We start from the raw sequence: 22,327 nt of genomic DNA, 5'->3' as shown, positions 1-22,327 counted from the left end.
CCAGGGTCAAGCCCTGGGATGACGAGGTCATTTTTGAGACGCCTGCTACTCAGCCAGCCAGATCGGGTTCTTGAGCTTCTTCAGGAACTCAGCATGGGCGGCCGCTTCAGCCTCGGATGCCGCATGGGGCCGGGCCGGGCGGAAGGTGCGTTCGACCGTGATCGCGCCCGATGCCGCACTGGCAGCCGCAGCAGCAGAGGCCGCATTGGCGGCCAGGTTGAAGCCTGCCTGACGTCCGCCAGTGAGCTCGATATAGACATCGGCCAGCAGTTCGGTATCCAGCAGCGCGCCGTGGTAAGTACGATGGCTGTTGTCGATGCCGAATCTTTTGCAGAGCGCATCGAGGCTGGCCGGGGCGCCGGGGAATTTCTTGCGCGCCATGATCATGGTGCAATGGGCGCGGTCCATGGCAATCAGGGGCTTGGACGCCCACTTCAGCTCGGCATTCAGGAAGCGCATATCGAAGTCGGCGTTATGGATCACCAGCCGGGAATCTTCGCCGATGAACTCCAGGAATTCGTCGACGATCTGCTCGAACGGCGGATGGTTCGCCAGGAACTCGGTCGACAGCCCATGGACGCGGAAGGCGTCTTCCGGCACCTCGCGCTTGGGATTGACGTAGCGGTGCAAGGGAGGCCGCTTGGACGGCACGCCGTTGATCAGCTCGATACAGGCAAGCTCCACCAGACGGTGGCCAGCATTGGGATCGAAGCCGGTGGTTTCAGTATCTAGAACGATTTCGCGCATACAAGGGATTGTGGCCGACCCTTAAGCCAGCCGCAAGAGCGCGTATCATGATCGCCTTGCCCAGCCCCGTCGGGATCACACGGTCGGCCCGGCGGCGCTTGAGTTCATCTGGGGTTTGCTGACGCAGGATGGCCTGGAACTTTTCTGTGGTCATGCCCGGTCGCCGCAACACGCGCTGCTGCTGAATGGCGGGCGGGGCGGAAACCACCCAGACCTCATCGCAACGCCCTTCGGCCTTGGTCTCGAACAGCAGCGGGATATCCAGCACGACCACCGCCGCCCGTACGTGCCGTTTCAGGAAGCGACGCTCGCTGGCCCGCACCAGGGGGTGCAGAATCCGCTCCAACCGTCGCAGGGCCTCCGGATGGCCAAAGACCGCCGCCCCCAAAGTCCGGCGATTGACGACGCCATTCTCGACGGAGGCGGGGAAAGCCGCTGCGATGGCCGCCACCGCCGCCCCACCCCTTTCCATCAGGCGATGCACCGTGGCGTCGCTGTCATGGACCGGCAGACGCCAGGAACGCAGGATCTTCGCCGCCGTCGATTTACCCATCCCGATGGATCCGGTGAGACCGATGATCCGGGGACCGGGCAGACCGGCACGGCGGCGCGGCTTCATCCGGCCAGCACCCGTTCCTGCAAGGCCACACTGACGGTCGGCCGCACGCCAAAGAAAGCCTCGAAGGCCGGTTGCGCCTGCCACAGCAGCATGCCGATGCCATCGACGGTGGCCAGCCCGCGCGCTTTGGCGTCGCTCAGGAGCTTCGTCACCAGCGGGGCGTAGACAATATCGCTGACCAGAGCATGGGACGGCAGGGGCGCCAGGTCGACCTCCAGCGGCGGATAGCCGTTCATGCCGAGGCTGGTGGTATTGACCAGCAGACCAGCGTCGGTCAGCAAATTCGGCAGTTCATCCCAGCTATGGGCGCTACCCCCGATGGTGCGGGCCAAAGCTTCGGCCTTATCCAGGCTACGATTGACAATCCGCACCTCAGGCGCCCCGGCTTTCAGCAGGGCATGGACCACCGCGCGGGCGGCGCCTCCCGCCCCCAGCACCACAGCCGGACCGGCATCGGCCCGCCACTGCGGCGCGTTATGCTGAAGATTGGCAATGAAGCCGTAGGCGTCGGTATTGCGGCCCTCCAGACGTCCATCCGGCAAGACGACAATGGTATTCACCGCGCCGATCTTAGTCGCTGCCTCGTCCCGTTGGTCGACCAGGGCGAAGGCTGCTTCCTTATGGGGAACGGTCACATTGGCTCCGGCGAAACCCAGGGCAGCGAGCCCCTTGAGGGCAGCCGCGAAATCGTCCGGCCTCACCGGCAGCGGGATATAGGCGCCGTCGATCTTATGCTCGGCGAGCCAGAAGCCATGCAGGATCGGCGAGCGCGAATGGCTGATCGGCCAGCCCATGACACCGGCAACGCGGGTCTTCCCCGTATGGGAACTCATGCCGGGACCACCGAATGGGTGCGCAGAAAACCGAGCAGCGGCAGCAGCGGCATGCCGAGGATGGTGAAATAGTCGCCCTCGATCTTGGTGAAGAGCTGCGCGCCCAGCCCCTCGAGCTGATAGGCGCCGACACTGCTGAAAGCCGCATCGCCCATCTGATCGAGGTAGCTGTCGATGAAGGCATCGCTCAGGGGCCGCACCGTCAGCTTGGCGCTATCGATATGATGCCAAAGCTGGCGATTGTCGCAGACGACCGAGACCGCCGAAATCAGCCGATGGGTCTTGCCCGACAGCAGGCGCAGACTGGCGGCGGCTCCCGCGCGATCCACAGGCTTGTCGAGCCATTGGCCTTCGCACTCCAGCATCTGATCGGCACCGATGGCGAAGACCCCCTGCCAGCGGCGCGAGACCCGCTGCGCCTTCAGTTCGGCCAAAGTCGCCGCCACGTCATCGGGACGGGCACCTTCGGAGCGCAGCGCCTGTTTGACCTCATCCTCATCGACGGCCGGAATATCGGTTTCGCAGGCGATCCCAGCCCGCTCCAGCATATCGCGCCGGGTCTTGCTGCCCGACGCCAGAACGATCACGCGAGACACTTACTCTGCTTCCTTCCCACCAACACGCCGCTCGGCCAACAGATTGAGCACCGCCGCCGCCGTTTCCTCGATCGAGCGCCGAGTGACATCGATGGTCGGCCAACCGCGTTCTTCGAACAGGCGGCGGGCCTGGGTCATCTCCGAGCGCACCTTTTCGATATCGGTGTAGGAGGTTTCTTCGTCCTGGTCGAGTTGCCGCAGACGATTGCGCCGGATCTGCACCAGACGGTTGGGATCCTTCACCAGCCCGACGATCAGCGGTTTGGTTGCCTTAAGCAAGGTGTCGGAGGGCGGGATGCCGGGGACCAACGGCACGTTCGCCGCCTTCACCCCGCGGTTCGCCAGATACATGCAGGTCGGGGATTTCGAGGTGCGCGACACGCCGACCAGCACGACGTCTGCTTCTTCGAGGTTCCAGTTCGCCTGCCCGTCATCATGATTCTGGGTATAGGTCATGGCATCGATACGGCGGAAATAGTCACTATCCAGCACATGCTGCTTGCCCGGCTGATGGCCTGACGTCATGCCCAGGTAGGAACCCAGCGCGCCGATAACCGGATCCAGGATCGGGATCAGCGGCACCTGTAGTGCCCGGCATCCCTCTTGAAGCGCAATCAGCAGCCGGTCGTCGACCATGGTGAACAGCACCGGACCAGGGCGGGCAGTAATGCCAGCGATCAGCTTCTGTAAATGCGTCTGGCTGCGTACCAGGGACCAGGTGTGGAATTCCGGCTCGATCCCCTCGAACTGCACAAGGCAGGCCCGGGCAACCGCATGCACGGTATCGCCGGTGGAATCGGAGACAAGATGGATTGGGATGGTCTTGCGGGGTGCTGGCGTCATGGCGCCTACCATGCCGCGATGCGCCCGAAAGATCCAGATTGGCCTGGGGATAAGTTCAGGGAAACGGGGATAAGCCCGATCTTTTCGACAGAGGCGACAATTCGCCCCCCGCTCTCCCAAAGGCTCAGGCGATATGCCACCCAGGCTAACAACTCGGCAGGCGGTACGAGAATCCGGGGGATGGAGTCTAAAAGCCGCAAAATCAGATCACTTTATCCACGCGATTCTACTTATTAGATCGCCTTATCTTTCAAAGAGATGCGAGAGTCTGCGTCAGTTTGTCCACAGAGCTTGATCCGACCCTTAAATCGCCGCGCAAATTGTGGAAAACCGGTGCGTAGAGTCTAATCCCCTCTATCCACAGGACCTACCAACCACCACCACCCTACTCTTCTTTTTTTTTCTATAACGTTGTAGGGAGAACCCATGACAAAGCCGCTGCTGCGCGCCCTAAAAGGCGACCCCTCCGCCCCCGCCCCAATCTGGCTGATGCGTCAGGCTGGACGTTATCTGCCGGAATACCGTGAGGTTCGGGCAGAAGCTGGCGGCTTCCTTAATCTCTGCTTCAATCCGGCGAAGGCAACAGAGGTCACTCTGCAGCCAATACGTCGGTACGGGTTTGATGGTTCGATCCTCTTCTCGGATATCCTGATCGTCCCCCATGCACTGGGGCAGAAGGTAGCTTTCGAAGCAGGTGAAGGCCCAAGACTCGATCCAATCCGCCAGCGTTCCGCCATTCCTGATTTCGATCCGGCAAAGTTCGATAAAGCCGCAGAAGCCGTTTACGAGGCTGTAGAACGCATCAAGGCTGCTCTGCCGCCTGAAGTGACCTTCATCGGCTTTGCAGGGGCTCCCTGGACCGTAGCGACCTATATGGTGGAGGGGGCAGGGTCGAAGGATTATGCGAATGCCAAGAAGTGGTTCTATTCAGAACCCGAAGGCTTCCAGACCCTGATCGACCGGATTACGGAAGCGACGATCCATTATCTCTCGACTCAGATCCGATCGGGTGTCGAGGTCGTTCAGCTTTTCGATAGTTGGGCTGGGGCGCTTTCTTCCGACGATTTCCGTCGGTGGGTGATCGAGCCAAACCGACGGATCGTAAAGGCTTTGCGGGAGTTGCATCCGGGAGTGCCGGTGATCTGTTTCCCCCGGGGTGCAGGCCTGATGTACGAAGAGTTCCTGGCCATCGTCGAGCCCGATGGGGTTGGCCTCGATACCACGGTACCGGTGGAATGGGCGGCGCGGACCTTGCAACCAAAAGCCTGCGTTCAGGGTAATCTCGATCCCCTGGCGCTGGTGGCCGGCGGGGCGGCGCTGGATAGTGCCATCGACCGGATCTGCGATGCGCTGGCCGGTAAACCATTCATCTTCAACCTCGGCCATGGCATTCTGCAGGAAACCAATCCCGAGCATGTCAGTCACCTGGTGAAACGGGTGCGCGAAAGAACCGCCTTCGGAAGGTAACAATGGATTTTCTGACTGCCGCCTATCCCTGGATCAAGGCGCTGCACATCATTTCGGTCATCTCCTGGATGGCCGGGATGTTCTATCTGCCGCGGCTTTACGTCTATCACGTGGATGCGCCGGTAGGGTCGGCCCAGTCGGAAACCTTCAAGGTGATGGAACGCAAGCTGCTGCGTTTCATCATCAATCCGGCGATGATCGCGACCTTCATCTTCGGTGGGTTGCTGCTGGCGGTGCCGGGGCTGATCGACTGGAAACATGACGGCTGGGTCCATGGCAAGCTGACCCTGGTGCTGGTCATGGCTGGCTTTCACGGTTTCCTATCCCGCTGGCGTAAGGATTTTGCGGCGGACCGAAACAAGCGGTCGGCGCGTTTCTATCGCCAGATGAATGAGATCCCGACGGTTCTCATGATCCTGATCGTCATTCTTGTCGTGGTGAAACCCTTCTGATGCGGCTTGTGATCTCAGGCTTTGGCGTGATGGGCGAACGGTTGCTGCGCGGTGCCGTCGACCATCCTGGCGTGATCATCAGCGGGGTCTGGGATCCAAGCCCGGCGGCTATCGAGCGTCTGTCAGCAGAGTTTCCGAAGGTACCGATCAAGGGCAGTTTCGAAACGCTCCTCGAAGATAGCGACTGCCTCTATATCGCGGCACCGCCCAAGGCGCATATCCCGGCGATAGAGGCTGCTTTTGCCGCCGGTCTTGCTGTCTTCTGCGAGAAGCCGCTGGCCGTGGATACCGAGGCCGCAACCCGGCTTGTCGACCGCTCTGAAGCCCAGAAGCTGCGGGCTGCCGTCAATTTCCCCTTCGCGACCTCGCAAGGGGTGGAAGCGCTGGGCGAGTGGCTGCGCGCGGGGAAGATCGGCATTCCCGAGCGTCTGGAGATCGATCTGGCGTTCGCCACCTGGCCGCGGTCCTGGCAGAAGGATGCGGCGGGCTGGTTGACCGGGCGTGCTGAAGGTGGCTTCACCCGCGAAGTCGGTTCGCACTTCCTGTTTCTGAGCCGTCGTCTTTTGGGGCCGCTGTCCCTGCTGTCCAGCAGCGTAGACTATCCGGCTGACGGGTCCGAAGTCGGGATCGCGGCGGATATCCGCGCCGGTGGCCTGCCGGTCCGCTTTACCGGCAGTGTCGGCAAGACCGATCTCGATGACAGTAATCAATGGCGCCTGATCGGAACCAAAGGCGAGATGCGGCTGCGTAACTGGTCCCATGCCGACTATCGGGTCGAGGGTGAAGACTGGATCGCGGCGCCCAGCATGCCGGTCGAAAAGATGCGGCCGATCTCGGTCAAGCGTCAGCTGGATGCCTTGATTGAAGCGGCGGGGGGACGGCCCCATCCGCTTGCGACCTTGCGCGAAGCTTTGGATGTGCAATTGATCGTCGAGGCAATTCTCGCGTCTTGATTAATAACGCGATGACTTGTCCTTTGACAGAACCCCCGCCATTCCATTAGATATTAGGCCAGCAGCCGGGCCAATCCCAAGGCCCCATCGATAAAGCTGCCTCTCCCTTCCTTCGCTGCCTCGGATCTGCTTTGACGATTCGATAGCGTCTTCATGTTGGCCCGAAGGCCATTTTGAGCGCATCTCAGCGAGCAACCTACTTTTCCGAAGTAATCCGCCCCTATGCATCTTGAAGAACTGAAGCGCAAGACTCCGGCTGATCTCCTGGCGTTTGCCGAGGAGTTGCAGATCGAGAATGCCTCGACCCTGCGCAAGCAGGACATGATGTTCGCGATTCTGAAGACCCTGGCCGATAACGACCAGCCGATCTTCGGGTCCGGCGTCCTGGAACTGCTGCCCGATGGCTTTGCTTTCTTGCGCTCGACGGAAGCCAATTATCTTCCGGGTCCCGACGATATCTACATCAGCCCCAGCCAGATCCGCCGCTTCGGCCTGCGGACCGGCGACACCGTGGAAGGCCAGATCCGCGCGCCCAAGGATGGCGAGCGGTATTTCGCCATGCTCCAGGTCAACACCATCAATTTCGATGCGCCGGAAAAAGTCCGCCATCGTATCAACTTCGACAATCTGACGCCGCTTTACCCGGAAGAGCGTCTGCGCCTCGAAATCGACGATCCCACCCGCAAGGACCTCACGACCCGCGTACTGGATCTGGTGGCACCGCTCGGCAAGGGCCAGCGCGCCCTGGTCGTCGCTCCGCCGCGCACCGGCAAGACCGTGATGCTGCAGAATATCGCGCATGCGATCTCCAAGAATCACCCGGAATGCTATCTGATCGTTCTGCTGATCGACGAGCGCCCGGAAGAAGTGACGGACATGGCGCGCACCGTGAAGGGCGATGTCGTTTCCTCGACCTTCGACGAACCGGCCTCGCGCCACGTCCAGGTGACCGAAATGGTCCTGGAGAAGGCCAAGCGTCTGGTGGAACACAAGCGCGATGTAGTGATCCTGCTCGACTCGATCACCCGTCTGGCCCGTGCCTATAACACCGTTGTGCCGTCCTCCGGCAAGGTGCTGACCGGTGGTGTCGACGCCAACGCCCTGCAGCGCCCCAAGCGCTTCTTCGGCGCCGCGCGTAACATCGAAGAAGGCGGCTCGCTGACCATCATCGGCACTGCCCTGATCGATACCGGCAGCCGCATGGACGAAGTCATCTTCGAAGAGTTCAAAGGCACCGGTAACTCCGAAATCGTCATGGATCGCAAGCTGTCGGACAAGCGCACCTTCCCGGCCATCGACGTCACCAAGTCGGGTACCCGTAAGGAAGAGCTGCTGGTCGAACGCGGTCAGCTGAACAAAATGTGGGTTCTGCGCCGTGTGCTCATGCAGATGGGTACCGTCGACGGCATGGAATTCCTGACCGAAAAGCTGAAGCAGTCGAAGAACAACGCCGACTTCTTCGAAGCCATGAACACCTGACCGACGCGGTCAGCGATGCAAAGAAGGCGCGGGTTGATGCTCCGCGCCTTTTTCTTTGCGCAAGCTGGTAGGGCGTTTTTCCCTATTTTTCGTCATCCCCCGACTTGTTCGGGGGATCCCCTCCGGGAGCTTGTCCGGTTGTTTCAAGCCCGTATGGAAGCGCCTTCAGGGGAGATGCCCTGGATAAACCGGGGCATGACGAGATTTATTCTGAGATCAGAGAAACCTAATCATCCACCGGTGTCTCTTCGGCTTCGGCCGGGAGTGGTCTGCGTCCAGTCGGTCTTGCGACGTCGGCTTTGTCGAATACTCGGTTCGGGAAGACCAGCCGTCCGAAGAACAGCGCCTGCAGCACCGGCACCCGGCGTCCGCCATGCTGGCCCAGCTGGGAGGCCTTGGAGAGCAGCGTCTCGCCGCGCCAATAGCTTTCGCAAGCCATCTGCACCAGCTCGCTCGGGATCGCGCGATGACCCCGCAGGAGATTGACCCAGCTGGCATCGTGCAGGGACAGCAGATAGGTACCCTCGGTCTCGGCGATCTTCAGGATCCGCTTGGCAGTCTTGGCGGGGAGTGTATCGGCATAGCCCCAGGCGTCATCGATCCGGTCGAAGGCGAAGATCGCCCGGCTGCGCGGCGGATAGATCGCGGCATTGGTAACTCGGAACCGCTCGATCATATCCTCGGTCGACGCGTCGGCATTCAGGGCATTATGATAGCCGGTTGATGCCGGAACGGTCGGCAGAACCTCGATTGCACCTTGCAAGCCGATATGGGTCCGCACGGCCGGATCCGTGGGATCGACCAGCAGGAACAGCCGTCGCGGCTTATTTCCATAAACGAGGTTCATGCTTTTTTGGCGGCTGGGTTGCGAAGCACCAACTTGTCGGATGGCACCTTTCGGATTACTTAGAACCCATGGCGCTGTCTTTTCGCAAGATGCATGGCCTCGGAAACGATTTTGTCGTGATCGATGGCCGCTCGGGACCCTTGGCTCTGACCGAGGCGTCTATTCGTGCCATTGGCGATCGCAAGACCGGCGTGGGCTTCGATCAGCTGATCGTGATCGAGCCAACGGCTACCCCGGATGCGACAGCATTCATGCGGATTTATAATCCCGATGGCTCCGAAGCTGGGGCCTGCGGCAATGCCTCGCGCTGTGTCGCCTGGCTGTTGATGGGTGAGAGCGGCGGTGACAAGGCCGTGCTCGAAACAGTCTCCGGCCTGCTGCCTGCCAATCGCGCCGGTGAATTGATCACGGTGGATATGGGGGCGGCGCGCCTGGGCTGGCAGGAGATCCCTGTGGCAGCCGAATGCGACACGCTGCATATGCCGGTCAGTGTCGAGGGCTATAGCGATCCGGTCGGCACCAATATGGGCAATCCCCATGCGACCTTTTTTGTGCCGGATGCCGATGCCGTCGATCTGGCCCATGTCGGTCCGCTGCTGGAACGCCACGCTTTTTTCCCCAATCGCGCCAATATCGGTTTTGTCTCGGTGAAGGATCGCCAGCACATCCGCTTCCGGGTGTGGGAGCGCGGCGCGGGGATCACGCGGGCCTGTGGCTCGGGTGCCTGCGCGGCGCTGGTAGCATCCGTGCGCCGGGGGCTGGTCGACCGCAAGGCCGAGGTCATGATGGATGGCGGACCGCTGACCATCGAATGGCGGGAAAGCGACGGCCACGTCCTGATGACCGGGCCGATTGCCACCTCCTACACGGGCATATTGGCGCCGGAGCTGGTCGCTTGACTGAAGCACGGGAAGAGGGCAGCGGCGCGATGGTGATCGGCGCCGCCGGTGAGCCGCGCGTCGTGACATTCGGCTGCCGCCTCAATGCCTATGAATCCGAGGTGATGCGCACGCTGGCGTCCGATGCTGGCGAGAATAACGCGATCATCTTCAATACCTGCGCCGTCACCAACGAGGCTGAACGCCAGGCCCGGCAGGCGATCCGCCGCGCGCGCCGTGAAAACCCGAATGCCCGCATCATTGTTACCGGCTGCGCTGCCCAGGTGAACCCTGGCCGCTTCGCCGAGATGCCCGAGGTGGATCGGGTGATCGGCAATGACGCCAAGATGAAGGCCGAAAGCTATGGCGACGGCATGTCGGCTATCCGGGTGTCGGTCAATGACATCATGGCCGTCAAGGAAACCGCCAACCATCTGATCCAGGGGTTCGACGGTCGGGCGCGGGCCTTTGTACAGGTCCAGCAGGGCTGCGATCACCGCTGCACCTTCTGCATCATCCCCTATGGCCGGGGTAATTCGCGCTCGGTCCCCGCAGGCGAAGTGGTGCAGCAGGTCCGCACGCTGGTCGAGAATGGCTATTCCGAGATCGTGCTGACCGGGGTGGATGTCACCTCCTACGGTGCCGACCTGCCGGGCAAGCCGAGCCTCGGTAATCTGGTCCGACGCATCCTGAAGCTGGTGCCGGAGTTACCGCGCCTGCGTCTCTCCTCCCTCGATCCGGTGGAGATCGACGAGGATCTGTGGCGCGCCTTGGCCGAAGAAGAACGGTTGATGCCGCATCTCCATCTGTCGCTCCAGGCCGGTGCGGATCTGATCCTGAAGCGCATGAAGCGCCGCCATCTGCGCAGCGATGCCATCAAGGTTGCCGAGCGTGCTTTGAGCCTGCGGCCCGATACGGTCTTTGGCTGCGATATCATCGCTGGTTTTCCGACCGAGACCGACGAGCATTTCGAGGATAGCCTGCGGATCGTGGATGAGGCTCGGCTGACCTACCTGCACGTCTTCCCCTATTCCCCCCGCCCCGGCACGCCCGCAGCGCGTATGCCGCAGCTGGCAGGGCCGCTGATCAAGGAACGCGCTGCCCGCCTGCGTGCCAAGGGCGATGCCGCGCTACAAGGCTTCCTGGATACCCAGATCGGCCGGACCTTCCGGGTGCTGGCCGAAGAAGACGGCACTGGCCGTTCCAGCCAGTTTGCGCCGGTGAAGGCGGCGGGGCTGGTTGCCGGTCGCTTTGCCGATGTGACCGTGCGTAGCCGGACGGGTGAATTTTTGGTCGGAGAATTGGTGTGAGCGAGCAGAAGGTCGGTTGGTTCAAACGGCTTACCCAGGGGCTCGCCAAATCCTCGGACAAGCTCACCGGCGGGATCGCAGCGATTTTCACCAAGCGGCGCCTTGATGATGAGGCGATCGAGGAACTGGAAGAGCTGTTGATCGCTTCGGATCTTGGGGTGAAGACGGCCGCCAAGCTGACCGGCAATCTGCGCAAAACCCGCTTCGGCAAGGATGTCAGCGACGAGGAAGTCCGCACGGCCCTGGCCGAGGATATCGCCGAGATCCTGACCCCGGTGGCAAAGCCCCTGGAAATCGATCCCGCGAACCGGCCGCATGTGGTGCTGGTGGTTGGCGTCAATGGCTCAGGCAAAACCACTACCATCGGTAAGCTGGCGCAATATCATCGCGAACAGGGCCTGAATGTGATGCTGGCGGCGGGGGATACCTTCCGCGCGGCGGCGGTCGAGCAACTGAAGATCTGGGGCGCCCGCACTGGCTGCCCTGTGATAGCGCGCACCGAAGGCGCCGATGCTGCGGCTCTGGCTTATGATGCGGTTCTGGAAGCCCGTGAGAACAAGGCTGATCTGCTTCTGATCGATACCGCCGGGCGCCTGCAGAACAAGACCGACCTGATGCAGGAATTGGCGAAAATCGTTCGTGTCATGCGCAAGGTAGATACCACTGCGCCCCACGCATGCCTTCTCGTGCTCGATTCCACGGTGGGCCAAAATGCCCATTCGCAGGTTAGCGTTTTCCGCGAAATTGTTGATGTCACAGGATTAGTCATGACTAAGCTTGATGGCACGGCTAAAGGCGGCGTTGTCGTAGCGCTTGCGGACCAGACGGGCCTGCCGGTGCATGCCATTGGTGTGGGAGAAAAGGCTGATGATTTGCGGCCTTTCTCTGCGACTGCTTTTGCGCGATCCTTGATGGGACTTCCAGAAGCTTAAGCCTCTATTTTGTCACGTATGCTCGATGATTGACAGGTAGACGAACCAACTTTTGATTGTATAGTACGCAAATCCGCCGACCCCGAAGATTAGTCAGGGACTAGGGATGCAAGAGCCGTTGGACCCGACGTCCAAGGATGAATCGGGAAATAATCAGTCTCGACGCTTTACGTTGAGCGATGCTGTCACCGAAGTCAGCCTACCGGCCGCACTCTGGGCGGCGCTTACCGATATTGCCCGGAATGAGGGCTTGCCCCTGGTGGCTCTGTTGGCACGAATCGCCAAAGTAAAAGGCGTGCGACCCTTGGAGGAAGCGCTTTGGAGCGTTGCTATCCTCTGGCACCGTGGGCGACGGAATCCAAAAGAGTAGTTCTGAAAATCTGCGACTAAGAAAAAAGGCCGGACATTGTCCGGCCTTTTCTTTTGTGCTGTTCACCCCGGATCAGGCGACCGCGAAGTTACGCTCAGGCAAGGGATTCAGGGCAGCATGACGCCAGTAGTTGAGGATCAGCAGGCGCATTGCCGCGGTGAAAGTGGTGGTCCCATCCGGGCGCATAGCTTCGGCAGCATCGGCCAGTTCTTCCATGGTAAGGTCTTCGCGCTTGGCGATTTCCTCGAGCGCATCCCACATATCGCCGGGCAGGCGGATCGACGTCCGACGTCCCCGCACTACGATGTTGCGCAGTTGCGGCACGGCGCGGTCGGTGGTCTGCGCCATCCGGGCCATTGCCTGATCGAGCAGACCGCTGGTTCCCCTCGTCGTCATCACCCTCTCCCGTTTACGTCCGGGATCTTGACCTCCGGGGCGAGCACATCCTAAGACGCGCTCAATTCACCGGCTCCATGGCCTCGATCCCTTGGCACGTCGCGTGCCGGACGCATCATGGACCGCTCCAGAATACCGGGGCGATCCCAGTTGCCTTCGGGCCTCAATAGCACAGTATCGTCGCTCATCATTCCCAACGCGCTGGACTTGGGATCGATATCGGCCACCATTGCCACATACTCGGCATCCGAGAAGTGAAACGGCGGCTTATTCATCAGCCTAAATCCATGCTTGCGCCAGAAACGGAGTAATCGCTTTTGTGCATGCCCATAGACTCGGGTGTATCCCTTCTGCTGACAAAAAGCGAATGCGAAATCGATCAAGCAAGTGGTTATCTCAGTTCCTCTGAATTCACTCCGCACCGCAAAGCGCTCAAGTTTTATACAATCAGAGAAATATCTTAGGCGGGCTGTTGCTGCAGGTTCATCATTACAAAAGCCGATGAGGTGCGTCGCACTATAGTCGTTGCCGTCAAACTCTTCGAAATAAGGACACTTTTGTTCGCCAATGAATACCGCAGATCGTATCATGAAGGCCATTTCACGATCTTCGGCTGTCCCGGCGACTTTAATACGGATACCTTCGGACATCTGGAAGCCCCTTCGGTAGTCGATCATAAGCGGGTACGGGGACAGTCTAGCGGTGCATCGCATCGGCTCGGAAGATAAGTAAAAATACAATCTGTCATGCATACATGCATAGCCCAAGGAACCGAGACTTCCTTGTTGCGTCGGCTGAAAATGAGCGGAATGATGCCCTATGACTAGATCCGAGCAAAACGAGCCGAACACGAACGATCTTGACTGGAATGACTTGCGCTACTTTTTGGAGGTCGCGCGGAACGGCAGTTTTTCCCGGGCTGCCAATGCTTTGAATACTCACCAGAGTACCATTAGTCGACGTGTAGCCTTGCTTGAACATCGGTTAGGGAGCCTGCTGGCGGTTCGGACCGCCCAGGGCGTGCTGCTGACCGACGACGGCATTGCCCTGCGGCGCCAGGCCGAGCGGATGGAGCAGATCCTGTTCGAGGTGCGCCAACAGGTAATCGCCGGCGACAGCAGACTGGCGGGACCGGTCCGTATCGGCTCGACCGATGGTTTCGGTGTGTTCTGGATCACGCCCCGGTTGCCACGTTTCGGGTTGAGTTACCCAGATATCCAGGTCCAGTTACATTGTTCGGAAACCGATCCCCGGCTGGACCGGCTGGAGGCCGACATTGTCCTGCGGCTGGGCCATACAAACGAAGCCAACAGCCGTGTCGAGGTTCTGGGCGCCATGCCCTTCAGCTTCTATGCGTCACCGAACTATCTGGCTAACTATGGCACTCCGAAGACGCTTGGCGAAATGGCGGATGGGCATCGGTTGGTGCTGCATGATTATTACCCCCGCGACGGTCTCTGGGCCGGTTGGACGGCGCTTGCGGATAAGCCTGAACGGGTCGCGATCCAGACCAATTCGTCGGCGGCGCTGGTGGCGGCATGCCGTGCGGGCTTGGGGATCGCTCTGCTGTCTGACTATGCGCGCGAAGTTGTACCGGATCTTGTGCGGCTGGCCGTTGATTGGGAACGTCCCACCCTTCCGGTCATCCTGGTCAGCCATGCGGAAACCGGTCGCGCAGCCCGTGTCGAGGCGATGCTGAGCTATCTGCGGGAAGAGTATAGCCAATGGATGGCGACTACGTCTGTGATCAGCGAATAGCTCAAACCGTTTTAACGGTATGTTATAAATCTATAGTTATATTCATCGATACCTACTTGGGATTTGTTACGCGTCCATTAATAAATGGAAAACCAAAATGGTTGCGCGCCTAGGCCTCTGGTTAGCATTATTGACTGCGGTTTCTATTGTCTCCGCGAAAGCAGACGAAACCGTGCCCTCACAAATATTAGTATGCGAAGATGAACTTGAAGTTCCGCCATTGACCTATCGGATGCGAGATGGAACTGCACAACCAACAGAACGTGTAACGGGATATTCGGTCGCGATTATTCAGGAAATCGCCGCCGATCTGGGTATTGAAACAAGGTTCACGCTGATGCCGTGGGCGCGATGCCAGGCCGAAGTAGAGGCAGGCCGCCAGCATCTGGCTCTCAATGCGACTTGGAATGCGGATAGGGCCAAACGTTATCTGTTCAGCCAAGCCTATTTCTCCGCTCACGACCATTATTATTTCAGCAAGAGCCGCTTTCCGAACGGGTTGCGCCTCACCAAGCTTGAGGAGCTGCGGGAGTATAGTCTCTGCGGCCTCAACGGCTTCAACTACGCTCATCTGCAGAATGTGGCCCGTCGGATCGATTACGAGGCGCGCGACCATCGGCAGGTGATGCTGAAGCTGGCATTTGGCCATTGCGATCTCTTTGTCGAAAAGCAGGAGATCATGGCTGGTTTTGAGCTGATCGGAAAAAGCTGGTTGCAACATGCCGAGATCAGCAATGGCCCACTACCGGAAACCCCTCCGACCCGGTTCCATATGTTGATCCAGCCCACAGCGACAGGCGCCCGGTTGAAAGAGGTCATCGATGAACTGCTGGACAAGATGCAGATAGACGGGCGGTTGGAAACTCTGCGCCGCCGTCATATAGACACCGGATCCTGACGATCAGAGGATCTTGAGGCTGCGGACAATGCGGGCGGAAGGAACGATAGCGGCTTGCCCTCCCTTGGCCCCGGCCGCCCAGTCTTTCAGACGCGGCCAGAGGGCGAGTAGGCGCGAGGCTATCTCTGCCGGTCGCAGGTTCCGATAGGCGGGAGAGAGAACGAGGCCGATCAGACCGCTCTGCCGCCAGCACAGACGCCCGGCAGGGCTGGCGATCAGGGCAGGATCGGCCGTCAACACCACCCAGCCCGCATCCTCGGCCGACAGGGTCAGGATCCAATGCTGATCGCTGGTGTCGGTCGGGAAGCGGCGGGAGTGATGCACGACCTCGATGCCTTCGGGCGCGAGCAGCAAGGCGAGGGCATCGGCCAGGATCGGCGGCAGGGATGGCGCGACCAGCAGTTTCATGCGGCGAGCCAAGTTTCGAAGTCGCGGGCAGCGTGCAGCTCGTCAGGCGTTGCCCCGAAGCAATCACCTGCAGCCGCCGTCAGGACCGAAACCGGCACGCCCAGCCTATCCAGCAGGGGTTGCCCGAAGGCGCGGCCGGGATCGAGGACGATTCCGCTCGCCCGGCCCAGCGGCCACCAGCGCAGGGGCATTGAGGCCGCATCGAATTCGCAATCGCTGGCAAGGCTCGGGGCGATCAGCGGGACAGGCGCATATTGGCCGGACACAAGGTCGAGCATCATGCCGTCGCCACCCGCGAACAGCGTACGGCCATCGGTGCCGAAGCGGCGGTTCGACAGGGGGCGGCCATCCTGAAAAGCCTCGCGCGCCATCACCATGGCTTTGCGTAGCAGCCGCACAGAAAGCCCGGCCGCAAGGAACCGATCAAGTGCGCGCAGTTCCATGAGGTCGCGGAAGCTTAAGACCAGCTGACCGTCGATAATGCCGATCTGGCTGGACAGCAGCGGCGCCGACCATTTTTCCGACCCGTCCGCCGCGCGATAGCGCCGACCGACCAGCCATCGCCGGAGACGGGAGGGCTCGCGTTTGAGCAACTGGGCGGCTTGATTGACCGAATAGAGACCAACGCCGAGAAAAACCTGGGCCATATTTGCTGGATACAGCAGGTCTTAAGCGGCATCAAACAAGAACTGTCATCCCGGCCGAAGAGCCGGGATCTCGAGTGGACAGACTCAACCGCTATTTCTACGCGGTTCTGCAACACAAGATCCCGGATCAGGTCCGGGATGACAGGCTCTATTTTAAAGAATGAACTTCGACAGATCGGCGTTCTTGGCGAGCGGAGCCACGCGTTCGCGGACGCTGTCGGCATTCACGACGATGGTTTCGCCGCCCCGGTCCGGCGCGGTGAAGCTGATCTCGTCGAGCAGCCGTTCCAGTACCGTATGCAGACGCCGGGCGCCGATGTTTTCCACCGAAGCGTTGATCTCGGCCGCTAGGTCGGCCATCGCGTCGATGGCATCCTCGGTCACCTCCAAGGTCACGCCTTCGGTCAGCATGAGGGCGCGATACTGGCGGATCAGGCTGGCTTCCGGTTCGGTCAGGATGCGCTTCAGATCTTCGCGGGTCAGGGCCGACAGCTCGACCCGGATCGGCAGGCGGCCCTGGAGTTCGGGCAGCAGGTCCGACGGCTTGGCGACATGGAAGGCGCCCGAGGCGATGAAGAGCACATGGTCCGTCTTCACCGGCCCGTGTTTGGTCGAAACTGTCGTGCCTTCGATCAGCGGCAGCAGATCGCGTTGCACGCCTTCGCGGCTGACATCCGCCCCGCCCCGCTCGGACCGCGCGCAGATCTTGTCGATCTCGTCCAGGAAGACGATGCCATTCTGCTCGACCGCTTCGATAGCCGCGCGGGTGACTTTTTCTTGATCCAGGAGCTTGTCGCTTTCCTCGGCCAGCAGGATCTTGTGGCTTTCTGCCACCGTCATCTTGCGGGCCTTGGTGCGACCGGCGAAGGCTTTGCCGAACATATCCTGCAGGTTGATCATGCCGACATTGGCGCCGGGCATACCGGGGATCTCGAAGTTCGGCATTTGCATGCCGCCGGTATCCTCGACCTGGATCTCGATCTCCTTGTCGGCCAACTGGCCTTCGCGGAGCATCTTGCGGAACTTCTGCTTGGTTTCTGGGGTCGCGGTCGATCCGACGAGGGCGTCGATCACCCGGTCCTCGGCGCGTGCCTCGGCCTTGGTTTCTACTTCCTTGCGCATCGTCTCGCGGGTCAGTGCGATCGAAATTTCCAGCAGGTCGCGCACGATCTGCTCGACATCGCGGCCGACGTAGCCGACTTCGGTGAATTTGGTGGCTTCGATCTTGATGAAGGGCGCGTTGGCGAGGCGCGCCAGACGGCGGGCAATCTCGGTCTTGCCGACGCCGGTCGGTCCGATCATCAGGATGTTCTTGGGCAGAACCTCTTCTTTCAGACCTTCAGGCAGCTGCTGGCGGCGCCAGCGGTTGCGCAGGGCGATGGCGACGGCGCGCTTGGCGTCGTTCTGGCCGACGATATAGCGGTCGAGTTCGGAGACGATCTCGCGCGGAGAAAAATTGGTCATAGCCGTTCCAGCGTCACATTCTGGTTGGTGTAGATGCAGATATCACCGGCGATCCGCATCGCCTTGCGGGCGATCGCTTCCGCGTCCAGCCCTTCGATATCCACCAGCGCGCGGGCGGCCGACAGGGCATAGGGCCCGCCGGAGCCGATGCCGATGACGCCCTCTTCAGGCTCCAGCACGTCGCCATTGCCGGACAGGATCAGCGAAACCTCGCTATCCGCGACCGCCATCATGGCTTCCAGACGCCGCAGGTAGCGGTCGGTGCGCCAATCCTTGGCCAGCTCGACGCAGGCTCGGGTCAGTTGCTTGGGATATTGTTCAAGCTTGGCTTCCAGGCGCTCAAACAGCGTGAAGGCATCGGCGGTTGCCCCGGCGAACCCGGCCAGAACCGCACCACCGGCAAGCCGGCGGACCTTCCGTGCGTTATTCTTGAGAACCGTATTGCCGAGGGTCACCTGACCATCGGCCGCGATAACCACCTGGTTCCCTTTGCGCACCGACAGGACCGTGGTGCCGTACCAGGTGTTGGGATTCGAATGATCCATCTTCCATCCATTCAAAGGTCTAAGACCTAGACCTGGGCAACCCTCCGATAGGCGCTGCCGGAACCCCTATGTGGGGGTGGATGGGACGCGCGATCAAGGGAGCAAGCGCATGACTTACGCTTTATGGAGCTTCGCGAATGAAGAAGGGTGCAATTAGACTGGTGGCAGGGGGAACAGTCGATACGACAGGCAAGGCTGCGGCTTCCGGGTTGATTTTTGTCAACTCCATCAGGTCGTCCCGTTGGCGGTTACTGACTTGCCACTGAAAGCTGTTGAGGTGTTTAGACCCCAGCATACCGTCTCTTGCTGTCGGGATGGCAAGAAAGCGTCCGACATAGTTGGCCTTGCCAGGCTCCACGGTTATCGGCTGTATGAACCTTGCTTTGGCAGTCACGTAAGCTGTGCCGCGTGCAACCGTAGTGTCGCAGATATCGTACGTTCCAGCGGGGACCTTTAAAGCAAAGGCACTGCCTGTGAAGCGTTCATCTTGTAGAATGACGATCTTGCGATCATCGAATAAGCCGCGCGGCACGAAAAAAGCGTTAAACTCTCGCGTAGTGCCTCGTTCACAAAACGTGATCCAATAGCTTCCGGCAATTTTTAAGGGATCATATTCCCCAATTGTTCCGACAATATATCCAACTTTAGTATTATCGGTTTCGTCGAAGGGTATTTTCGTTTGGGCACAACCTGAAAGAATAAGTAAGCTAGTCGCAAGCTTAAGCCATAATTTCATTATGCTACCGATAATTGAGGTCAGGTCAGCTATCTTTACCACCGGACGAATGAGGGTGGTAAAAATTTAGCTCTATGAGTCTAAAAAGACCTGACCTCAGTTGTCGAATCAGATCGCCGCAACCGCGATGATCTCGACACGCAGGTTCGGATCGGCCAGACGCGCTTCATAGCAGGCGCGGGTGGCGGGGTTGGCCGGGTCGATCCAGGCATCATAGACTTCGTTCATGGCGGCGAAATCGGCGATGTTCGACAGCAGAACCTGGATGGTCAGCAGCTTGGACTTGCTCGTACCGGCGGCAGCCAGGAGACCATCGATCTTCTTCAGAACTTCGCGGGTCTGGTCCTGCAGCGAGGCGCTGGGAGTATCGGCGACCTGACCGGCCAGATAGGCGATGCCATTGTGGGTCACGGCCTGGCTCATGCGCTTACCGGGCTGAATGCGATTGATCATCGGGATTTTCCTTCTGCTCGAAAATGGGCCGATCCTTTTCGCATCCACACCGTCTCACCACAAGGGCCGGGTGTCGGCGGCGGCTTCCGCAGTTAGTGATGCACCGCGCGTGCATATTTTTTCCGTAAAGTAAAGAAAGATTTTTTGATTACTATATCCGAAGTATTTACAGCTATTACTTGACTGAAATTTGTCATTAATTTTCATCTAACCCGACATCAAAATACAGATGTCGTCATTTTCTAGGGAGAGGGTCGGATCTTGAGCCGATTAAAAATCATTTCAGCCCGTCTTGGGCATTTTCGCGTCCAATTGATTCTGACAAATCTTATGGCGATTGCTCTCACCTTGTCGGCCAGCCTCTATGTCAGCGGGCGTCTGCTGGAGGCGGATGCCGAGGAGCGCGCAATCGAACGCCAGGAGGCCAATATGCGGGTTGCCTGGGAAATTCTGGGCCTCATGGGCAAAAACTTCGCGATCAAGGACGGCAAACTGATGCTCGATCAGACGGTGATGGACGGCAATTTTGCCCCTGTCGACCGGATCAAGGCGCTGGTCGGCGGGACCGTAACCATCTTCAAGATGGACGAGCGCGTGACAACCAATGTCATGACCCCGGACGGCAAGCGGGCAGTCGGCACCAAGCTGGCCCGTAATGCGGCCTATGAGGCGATTTTCACTCAGAAGAAAGCCTACCGGGGCCGTCTCGATATCCTCGGGCGGAATTTCTTTACTGGCTATGACCCGATCAAGAATGCGTCGGGCGAGGTGATCGGCATCCTCTATGTCGGGGTTCCGGCGGATGATTTCTTCACTTCGGTCAATAAGGTGGAGAATGGCATGATCCTGGCGGGCGCGGCGGTGGGTTTTGCCGTTTTCCTGCTGACTCTGCTGATCTCGATATTGATGCTGAAGCCTGTCGAACGTCTGCGCGCCGCGATGGAGCGGATTGCCAAGGGCGACACGCGCCAGGAGGTTCCCTACGTCAAACGCCGCGATCAGTTCGGCAATATGGCGCGGGCGGTGCAGGTCTTCCGGGTGAATATCGACCAGATGCGCGAGCTTGATGCCGAAGCGACGGCCCAGCGCAAAAAGGCTGCTGAGGAAAAGAAAGCGGCGCTGACCGCCCTGGCCGATAGTTTGGAAGCAACCGTGCGCCAGTCTGCCAGCGCTGTCGCCACGGCATCGTCCGTCATGCGGGACGAGGCGGGGTCGCTGATCCGGACGGCGGACAGCACCAACCAGGAAGCGGCGGGTGTCGGCAGCGCCTCTAACCAGTCGGCCTCCTCTGTCGCCGCAGCGGTTGCGGCAGCCGATGTGTTGAGTGCCTCCATCGCGACCGTCGACCGGCGGATGCATGATGCTTCCTTGGCTGCCCAGGGCGCTGCTGAAGCCACGACCCGATCCGAGGAGGCGATCCGAGCGCTGGCGGCCAATGTGGGGCGGATTGGGGAAGTGGTGAAGCTCATCACCGATATCGCCGCCCAGACGAACCTGCTGGCGCTGAATGCGACCATTGAGGCAGCGCGGGCTGGCGAGGCAGGTAAGGGTTTTGCCGTTGTCGCGTCCGAAGTGAAGAACCTCGCCAATCAGACGGCCCAGGCGACCGAGGAGATCACGACCCAGGTTGCCGCCGTTCAGGCCGGAACCGATCAGGCCGTGCAGGCCATCGATGGGATCAGCCGGACCATTGCCGGTCTGGAAGCCATCACCACCGAAGTGACCCATGCGGTTGCCGGGCAGACGGCGGCGACGCGCGATATCGGGCGCGAGGTGGATCAGGCGCAGATCGGCACCCGCCGGGCCGTCGAAAGTGTCGGCGTGCTGGCACAATCGGCCGATGCGGTTCATGGGGCGGCGACCCGTGTATCTTCGGCGGCGGGGGAGCTTGAGCGCCAGTCCCAGGCGATGGAGCGCGATTTATGCGCTGTTATCGAACGGGTGCGGGCGGCATAGGTCGCTCAAGCGCCGCGCGGGCTCCGGCGCCCTTCGCAAAGAGAAAGGGCGCCAAGCGAATCCGATGCTTTCCGCGAGGCGGGGGGGCTGCTAAAAGTCTCCCCGCCCGCGTTATCTGCGGGGCTTAGGAGCAGGACATGCGTGTTGGTGAAGTTCGTCGCGAGACGAAAGAAACGAAGATCGCGGTCAAGGTCGATCTGGACGGTCAGGGACGCTACGACGTCAAGACCGGCATCGGCTTCCTCGACCACATGCTGGAACAGCTGTCGCGCCATGGGCTTTTCGACATCCATGTGCGCGCCGAAGGCGACCTGCATATCGACTTCCACCACACGACCGAAGATACCGGCATCGCGCTGGGCGAAGCCTTTGCCATCGCGCTCGGCGACCGCAAGGGCATCGTGCGCTATGGTTCGGCCCATATCCCGATGGATGAGACGCTGACCCGTGTCGCGCTCGATTGCTCGAACCGGCCGTATCTGATCTGGAAGGTCAATTTCACCCGCGACAAGCTGGGCGATATGGATACCGAACTGTTCAAGGAATGGTTCCAGGCCTTCGCCCAGGCTGCCGGGCTGACCCTGCATGTCGAGAATCTCTACGGCGAGAATAACCACCATATCGTCGAAAGCTGCTTCAAGGCGCTGGCTCGCGCCCTGCGGCAGGCGACCGAGATCGATCCGCGCGCCAGCAATGCGGTTCCCTCGACCAAGGGCGTTCTGGGCGGAAGTCTCTAGGCC

At 60.2% G+C, this 22,327-nt stretch carries 26 protein-coding genes; 12 read left to right on the top strand and 14 right to left on the bottom strand.

Translation table 11 applies throughout. The features are described from left to right. Window positions 1–45: 45 nt before the first annotated feature. The 5 genes from dnaQ to ACFSM5_RS20665 are packed head-to-tail and all read right to left on the bottom strand — an operon-like array spanning window position 46 to window position 3,638. A complete protein-coding gene (gene dnaQ / locus ACFSM5_RS20685; protein ID WP_379878561.1) occupies window positions 46–747 on the bottom strand; it encodes a DNA polymerase III subunit epsilon in 702 nt (233 codons plus the stop codon). Beyond that, window positions 722–1,366, bottom strand: coding sequence for a dephospho-CoA kinase (gene coaE, locus ACFSM5_RS20680; protein ID WP_379878559.1), 645 nt, complete (start codon window positions 1,364–1,366; stop codon window positions 722–724). Before coaE ends, dnaQ begins: the two co-directional genes overlap by 26 nt. Beyond that, window positions 1,363–2,199 carry a shikimate dehydrogenase gene (locus ACFSM5_RS20675; RefSeq protein WP_379878557.1) on the bottom strand — a complete coding sequence of 279 codons (837 nt, stop codon included), beginning with the start codon at window positions 2,197–2,199 and terminating at the stop codon, window positions 1,363–1,365. The genes coaE and ACFSM5_RS20675 overlap by 4 nt, the downstream gene beginning before the upstream one ends. Next, on the bottom strand, window positions 2,196–2,747 hold the full coding sequence (locus ACFSM5_RS20670; protein ID WP_379879091.1) for a Maf family protein: 552 nt from the start codon (window positions 2,745–2,747) through the stop codon (window positions 2,196–2,198). Before ACFSM5_RS20670 ends, ACFSM5_RS20675 begins: the two co-directional genes overlap by 4 nt. A 48-nt stretch (window positions 2,748–2,795) precedes the next feature. Next, window positions 2,796–3,638 carry a pyruvate, water dikinase regulatory protein gene (locus tag ACFSM5_RS20665; protein WP_379878555.1) on the bottom strand — a complete coding sequence of 281 codons (843 nt, stop codon included), beginning with the start codon at window positions 3,636–3,638 and terminating at the stop codon, window positions 2,796–2,798. Between the two features lie 426 nt (window positions 3,639–4,064). On the opposite strand from ACFSM5_RS20665, the gene hemE reads away from it, so the two are divergent. From hemE to rho, 4 genes are all read left to right on the top strand, one after another. Beyond that, window positions 4,065–5,105, top strand: coding sequence for a uroporphyrinogen decarboxylase (hemE, locus tag ACFSM5_RS20660; protein WP_379878553.1), 1,041 nt, complete (start codon window positions 4,065–4,067; stop codon window positions 5,103–5,105). Window positions 5,106–5,107: 2 nt separating this feature from the next. Further along, window positions 5,108–5,557, top strand: a complete 450-nt coding sequence (gene hemJ / locus ACFSM5_RS20655) for a protoporphyrinogen oxidase HemJ (protein ID WP_379878551.1) — start codon at window positions 5,108–5,110, stop codon at window positions 5,555–5,557. Then, the gene (locus ACFSM5_RS20650) at window positions 5,557–6,510 is read left to right on the top strand and encodes a Gfo/Idh/MocA family protein (RefSeq protein ID WP_379878549.1); all 954 of its coding nucleotides are present in this window, start codon (window positions 5,557–5,559) and stop codon (window positions 6,508–6,510) included. Before hemJ ends, ACFSM5_RS20650 begins: the two co-directional genes overlap by 1 nt. A gap of 222 nt (window positions 6,511–6,732) precedes the next feature. Further along, complete coding sequence (rho, locus tag ACFSM5_RS20645; RefSeq protein ID WP_379878547.1) at window positions 6,733–7,989, top strand: transcription termination factor Rho; 1,257 nt, start codon at window positions 6,733–6,735, stop codon at window positions 7,987–7,989. Between the two features lie 226 nt (window positions 7,990–8,215). Here rho and ACFSM5_RS20640 read toward each other — a convergent pair whose 3' ends face one another. Further along, on the bottom strand, window positions 8,216–8,836 hold the full coding sequence (locus ACFSM5_RS20640) for a hypothetical protein (protein ID WP_379878545.1): 621 nt from the start codon (window positions 8,834–8,836) through the stop codon (window positions 8,216–8,218). Between the two features lie 68 nt (window positions 8,837–8,904). Between ACFSM5_RS20640 and dapF the strand changes: the two genes are divergently transcribed. The 4 genes from dapF to ACFSM5_RS20620 all read left to right on the top strand — a co-directional run bounded on the left by dapF (window position 8,905) and on the right by ACFSM5_RS20620 (window position 12,326). After that, the gene (dapF, locus tag ACFSM5_RS20635) at window positions 8,905–9,735 is read left to right on the top strand and encodes a diaminopimelate epimerase (protein WP_379878543.1); all 831 of its coding nucleotides are present in this window, start codon (window positions 8,905–8,907) and stop codon (window positions 9,733–9,735) included. A gap of 29 nt (window positions 9,736–9,764) precedes the next feature. Then, window positions 9,765–11,024, top strand: a complete 1,260-nt coding sequence (mtaB, locus tag ACFSM5_RS20630; RefSeq protein ID WP_379879089.1) for a tRNA (N(6)-L-threonylcarbamoyladenosine(37)-C(2))-methylthiotransferase MtaB — start codon at window positions 9,765–9,767, stop codon at window positions 11,022–11,024. Beyond that, window positions 11,021–11,956 (top strand): signal recognition particle-docking protein FtsY, encoded by a 936-nt coding sequence (ftsY, locus tag ACFSM5_RS20625; protein ID WP_379878541.1) that lies wholly within the window; start codon window positions 11,021–11,023, stop codon window positions 11,954–11,956. Before mtaB ends, ftsY begins: the two co-directional genes overlap by 4 nt. 106 nt (window positions 11,957–12,062) lie before the next feature. Further along, complete coding sequence (locus ACFSM5_RS20620) at window positions 12,063–12,326, top strand: ribbon-helix-helix domain-containing protein (protein WP_379878540.1); 264 nt, start codon at window positions 12,063–12,065, stop codon at window positions 12,324–12,326. A 72-nt stretch (window positions 12,327–12,398) separates the two neighbouring features. On the opposite strand, the gene ACFSM5_RS20615 is transcribed toward ACFSM5_RS20620, so the two are convergent. Together ACFSM5_RS20615 and ACFSM5_RS20610 are read right to left on the bottom strand one after the other, a co-directional pair. Beyond that, window positions 12,399–12,722: a ribbon-helix-helix domain-containing protein gene (locus tag ACFSM5_RS20615; protein WP_379878539.1), complete on the bottom strand. Its 324-nt coding sequence runs from the start codon at window positions 12,720–12,722 to the stop codon at window positions 12,399–12,401. A gap of 50 nt (window positions 12,723–12,772) precedes the next feature. Further along, entirely contained in the window at window positions 12,773–13,372 is a 600-nt protein-coding gene (locus ACFSM5_RS20610; protein WP_379878537.1) for a GNAT family N-acetyltransferase, read from the bottom strand. Between the two features lie 169 nt (window positions 13,373–13,541). Here ACFSM5_RS20610 and ACFSM5_RS20605 point away from each other — a divergent pair, with 169 nt between their 5' ends. Next, window positions 13,542–14,480 (top strand): LysR family transcriptional regulator, encoded by a 939-nt coding sequence (locus ACFSM5_RS20605; RefSeq protein ID WP_379878535.1) that lies wholly within the window; start codon window positions 13,542–13,544, stop codon window positions 14,478–14,480. Window positions 14,481–14,577: 97 nt separating this feature from the next. Next, on the top strand, window positions 14,578–15,378 hold the full coding sequence (locus tag ACFSM5_RS20600; RefSeq protein ID WP_379878533.1) for a substrate-binding periplasmic protein: 801 nt from the start codon (window positions 14,578–14,580) through the stop codon (window positions 15,376–15,378). 3 nt (window positions 15,379–15,381) lie between these two features. Here ACFSM5_RS20600 and ACFSM5_RS20595 read toward each other — a convergent pair whose 3' ends face one another. The 6 genes from ACFSM5_RS20595 to ACFSM5_RS20570 all read right to left on the bottom strand — a co-directional run bounded on the left by ACFSM5_RS20595 (window position 15,382) and on the right by ACFSM5_RS20570 (window position 19,631). Continuing rightward, window positions 15,382–15,786 (bottom strand): PIN-like domain-containing protein, encoded by a 405-nt coding sequence (locus ACFSM5_RS20595; protein WP_379878531.1) that lies wholly within the window; start codon window positions 15,784–15,786, stop codon window positions 15,382–15,384. After that, window positions 15,783–16,433 (bottom strand): hypothetical protein, encoded by a 651-nt coding sequence (locus ACFSM5_RS20590; protein WP_379878529.1) that lies wholly within the window; start codon window positions 16,431–16,433, stop codon window positions 15,783–15,785. The genes ACFSM5_RS20595 and ACFSM5_RS20590 overlap by 4 nt, the downstream gene beginning before the upstream one ends. Window positions 16,434–16,586: 153 nt before the next feature. Beyond that, window positions 16,587–17,897 (bottom strand): ATP-dependent protease ATPase subunit HslU, encoded by a 1,311-nt coding sequence (gene hslU, locus ACFSM5_RS20585; protein ID WP_379878527.1) that lies wholly within the window; start codon window positions 17,895–17,897, stop codon window positions 16,587–16,589. Continuing rightward, complete coding sequence (gene hslV / locus ACFSM5_RS20580) at window positions 17,894–18,442, bottom strand: ATP-dependent protease subunit HslV (protein WP_379878525.1); 549 nt, start codon at window positions 18,440–18,442, stop codon at window positions 17,894–17,896. The genes hslU and hslV overlap by 4 nt, the downstream gene beginning before the upstream one ends. Before the next feature lie 121 nt (window positions 18,443–18,563). After that, window positions 18,564–19,178 (bottom strand): hypothetical protein, encoded by a 615-nt coding sequence (locus ACFSM5_RS20575; protein WP_379878523.1) that lies wholly within the window; start codon window positions 19,176–19,178, stop codon window positions 18,564–18,566. Window positions 19,179–19,286: 108 nt separating this feature from the next. Beyond that, complete coding sequence (locus ACFSM5_RS20570) at window positions 19,287–19,631, bottom strand: RidA family protein (RefSeq protein WP_379878521.1); 345 nt, start codon at window positions 19,629–19,631, stop codon at window positions 19,287–19,289. 330 nt (window positions 19,632–19,961) lie between these two features. On the opposite strand from ACFSM5_RS20570, the gene ACFSM5_RS20565 reads away from it, so the two are divergent. Further along, window positions 19,962–21,587: a methyl-accepting chemotaxis protein gene (locus tag ACFSM5_RS20565; protein ID WP_379878519.1), complete on the top strand. Its 1,626-nt coding sequence runs from the start codon at window positions 19,962–19,964 to the stop codon at window positions 21,585–21,587. A 137-nt stretch (window positions 21,588–21,724) separates the two neighbouring features. Then, entirely contained in the window at window positions 21,725–22,324 is a 600-nt protein-coding gene (gene hisB / locus ACFSM5_RS20560) for an imidazoleglycerol-phosphate dehydratase HisB (RefSeq protein WP_379878517.1), read from the top strand. Window positions 22,325–22,327: the final 3 nt, after the last annotated feature.

It is taken from the genome of Lacibacterium aquatile (assembly GCF_042683105.1).
GTDB lineage: Bacteria > Pseudomonadota > Alphaproteobacteria > Elsterales > Elsteraceae > Lacibacterium > Lacibacterium aquatile.
Note: the sequence above shows the minus strand (reverse complement) of the source record. Positions and strands in the feature narration are given on the sequence as shown.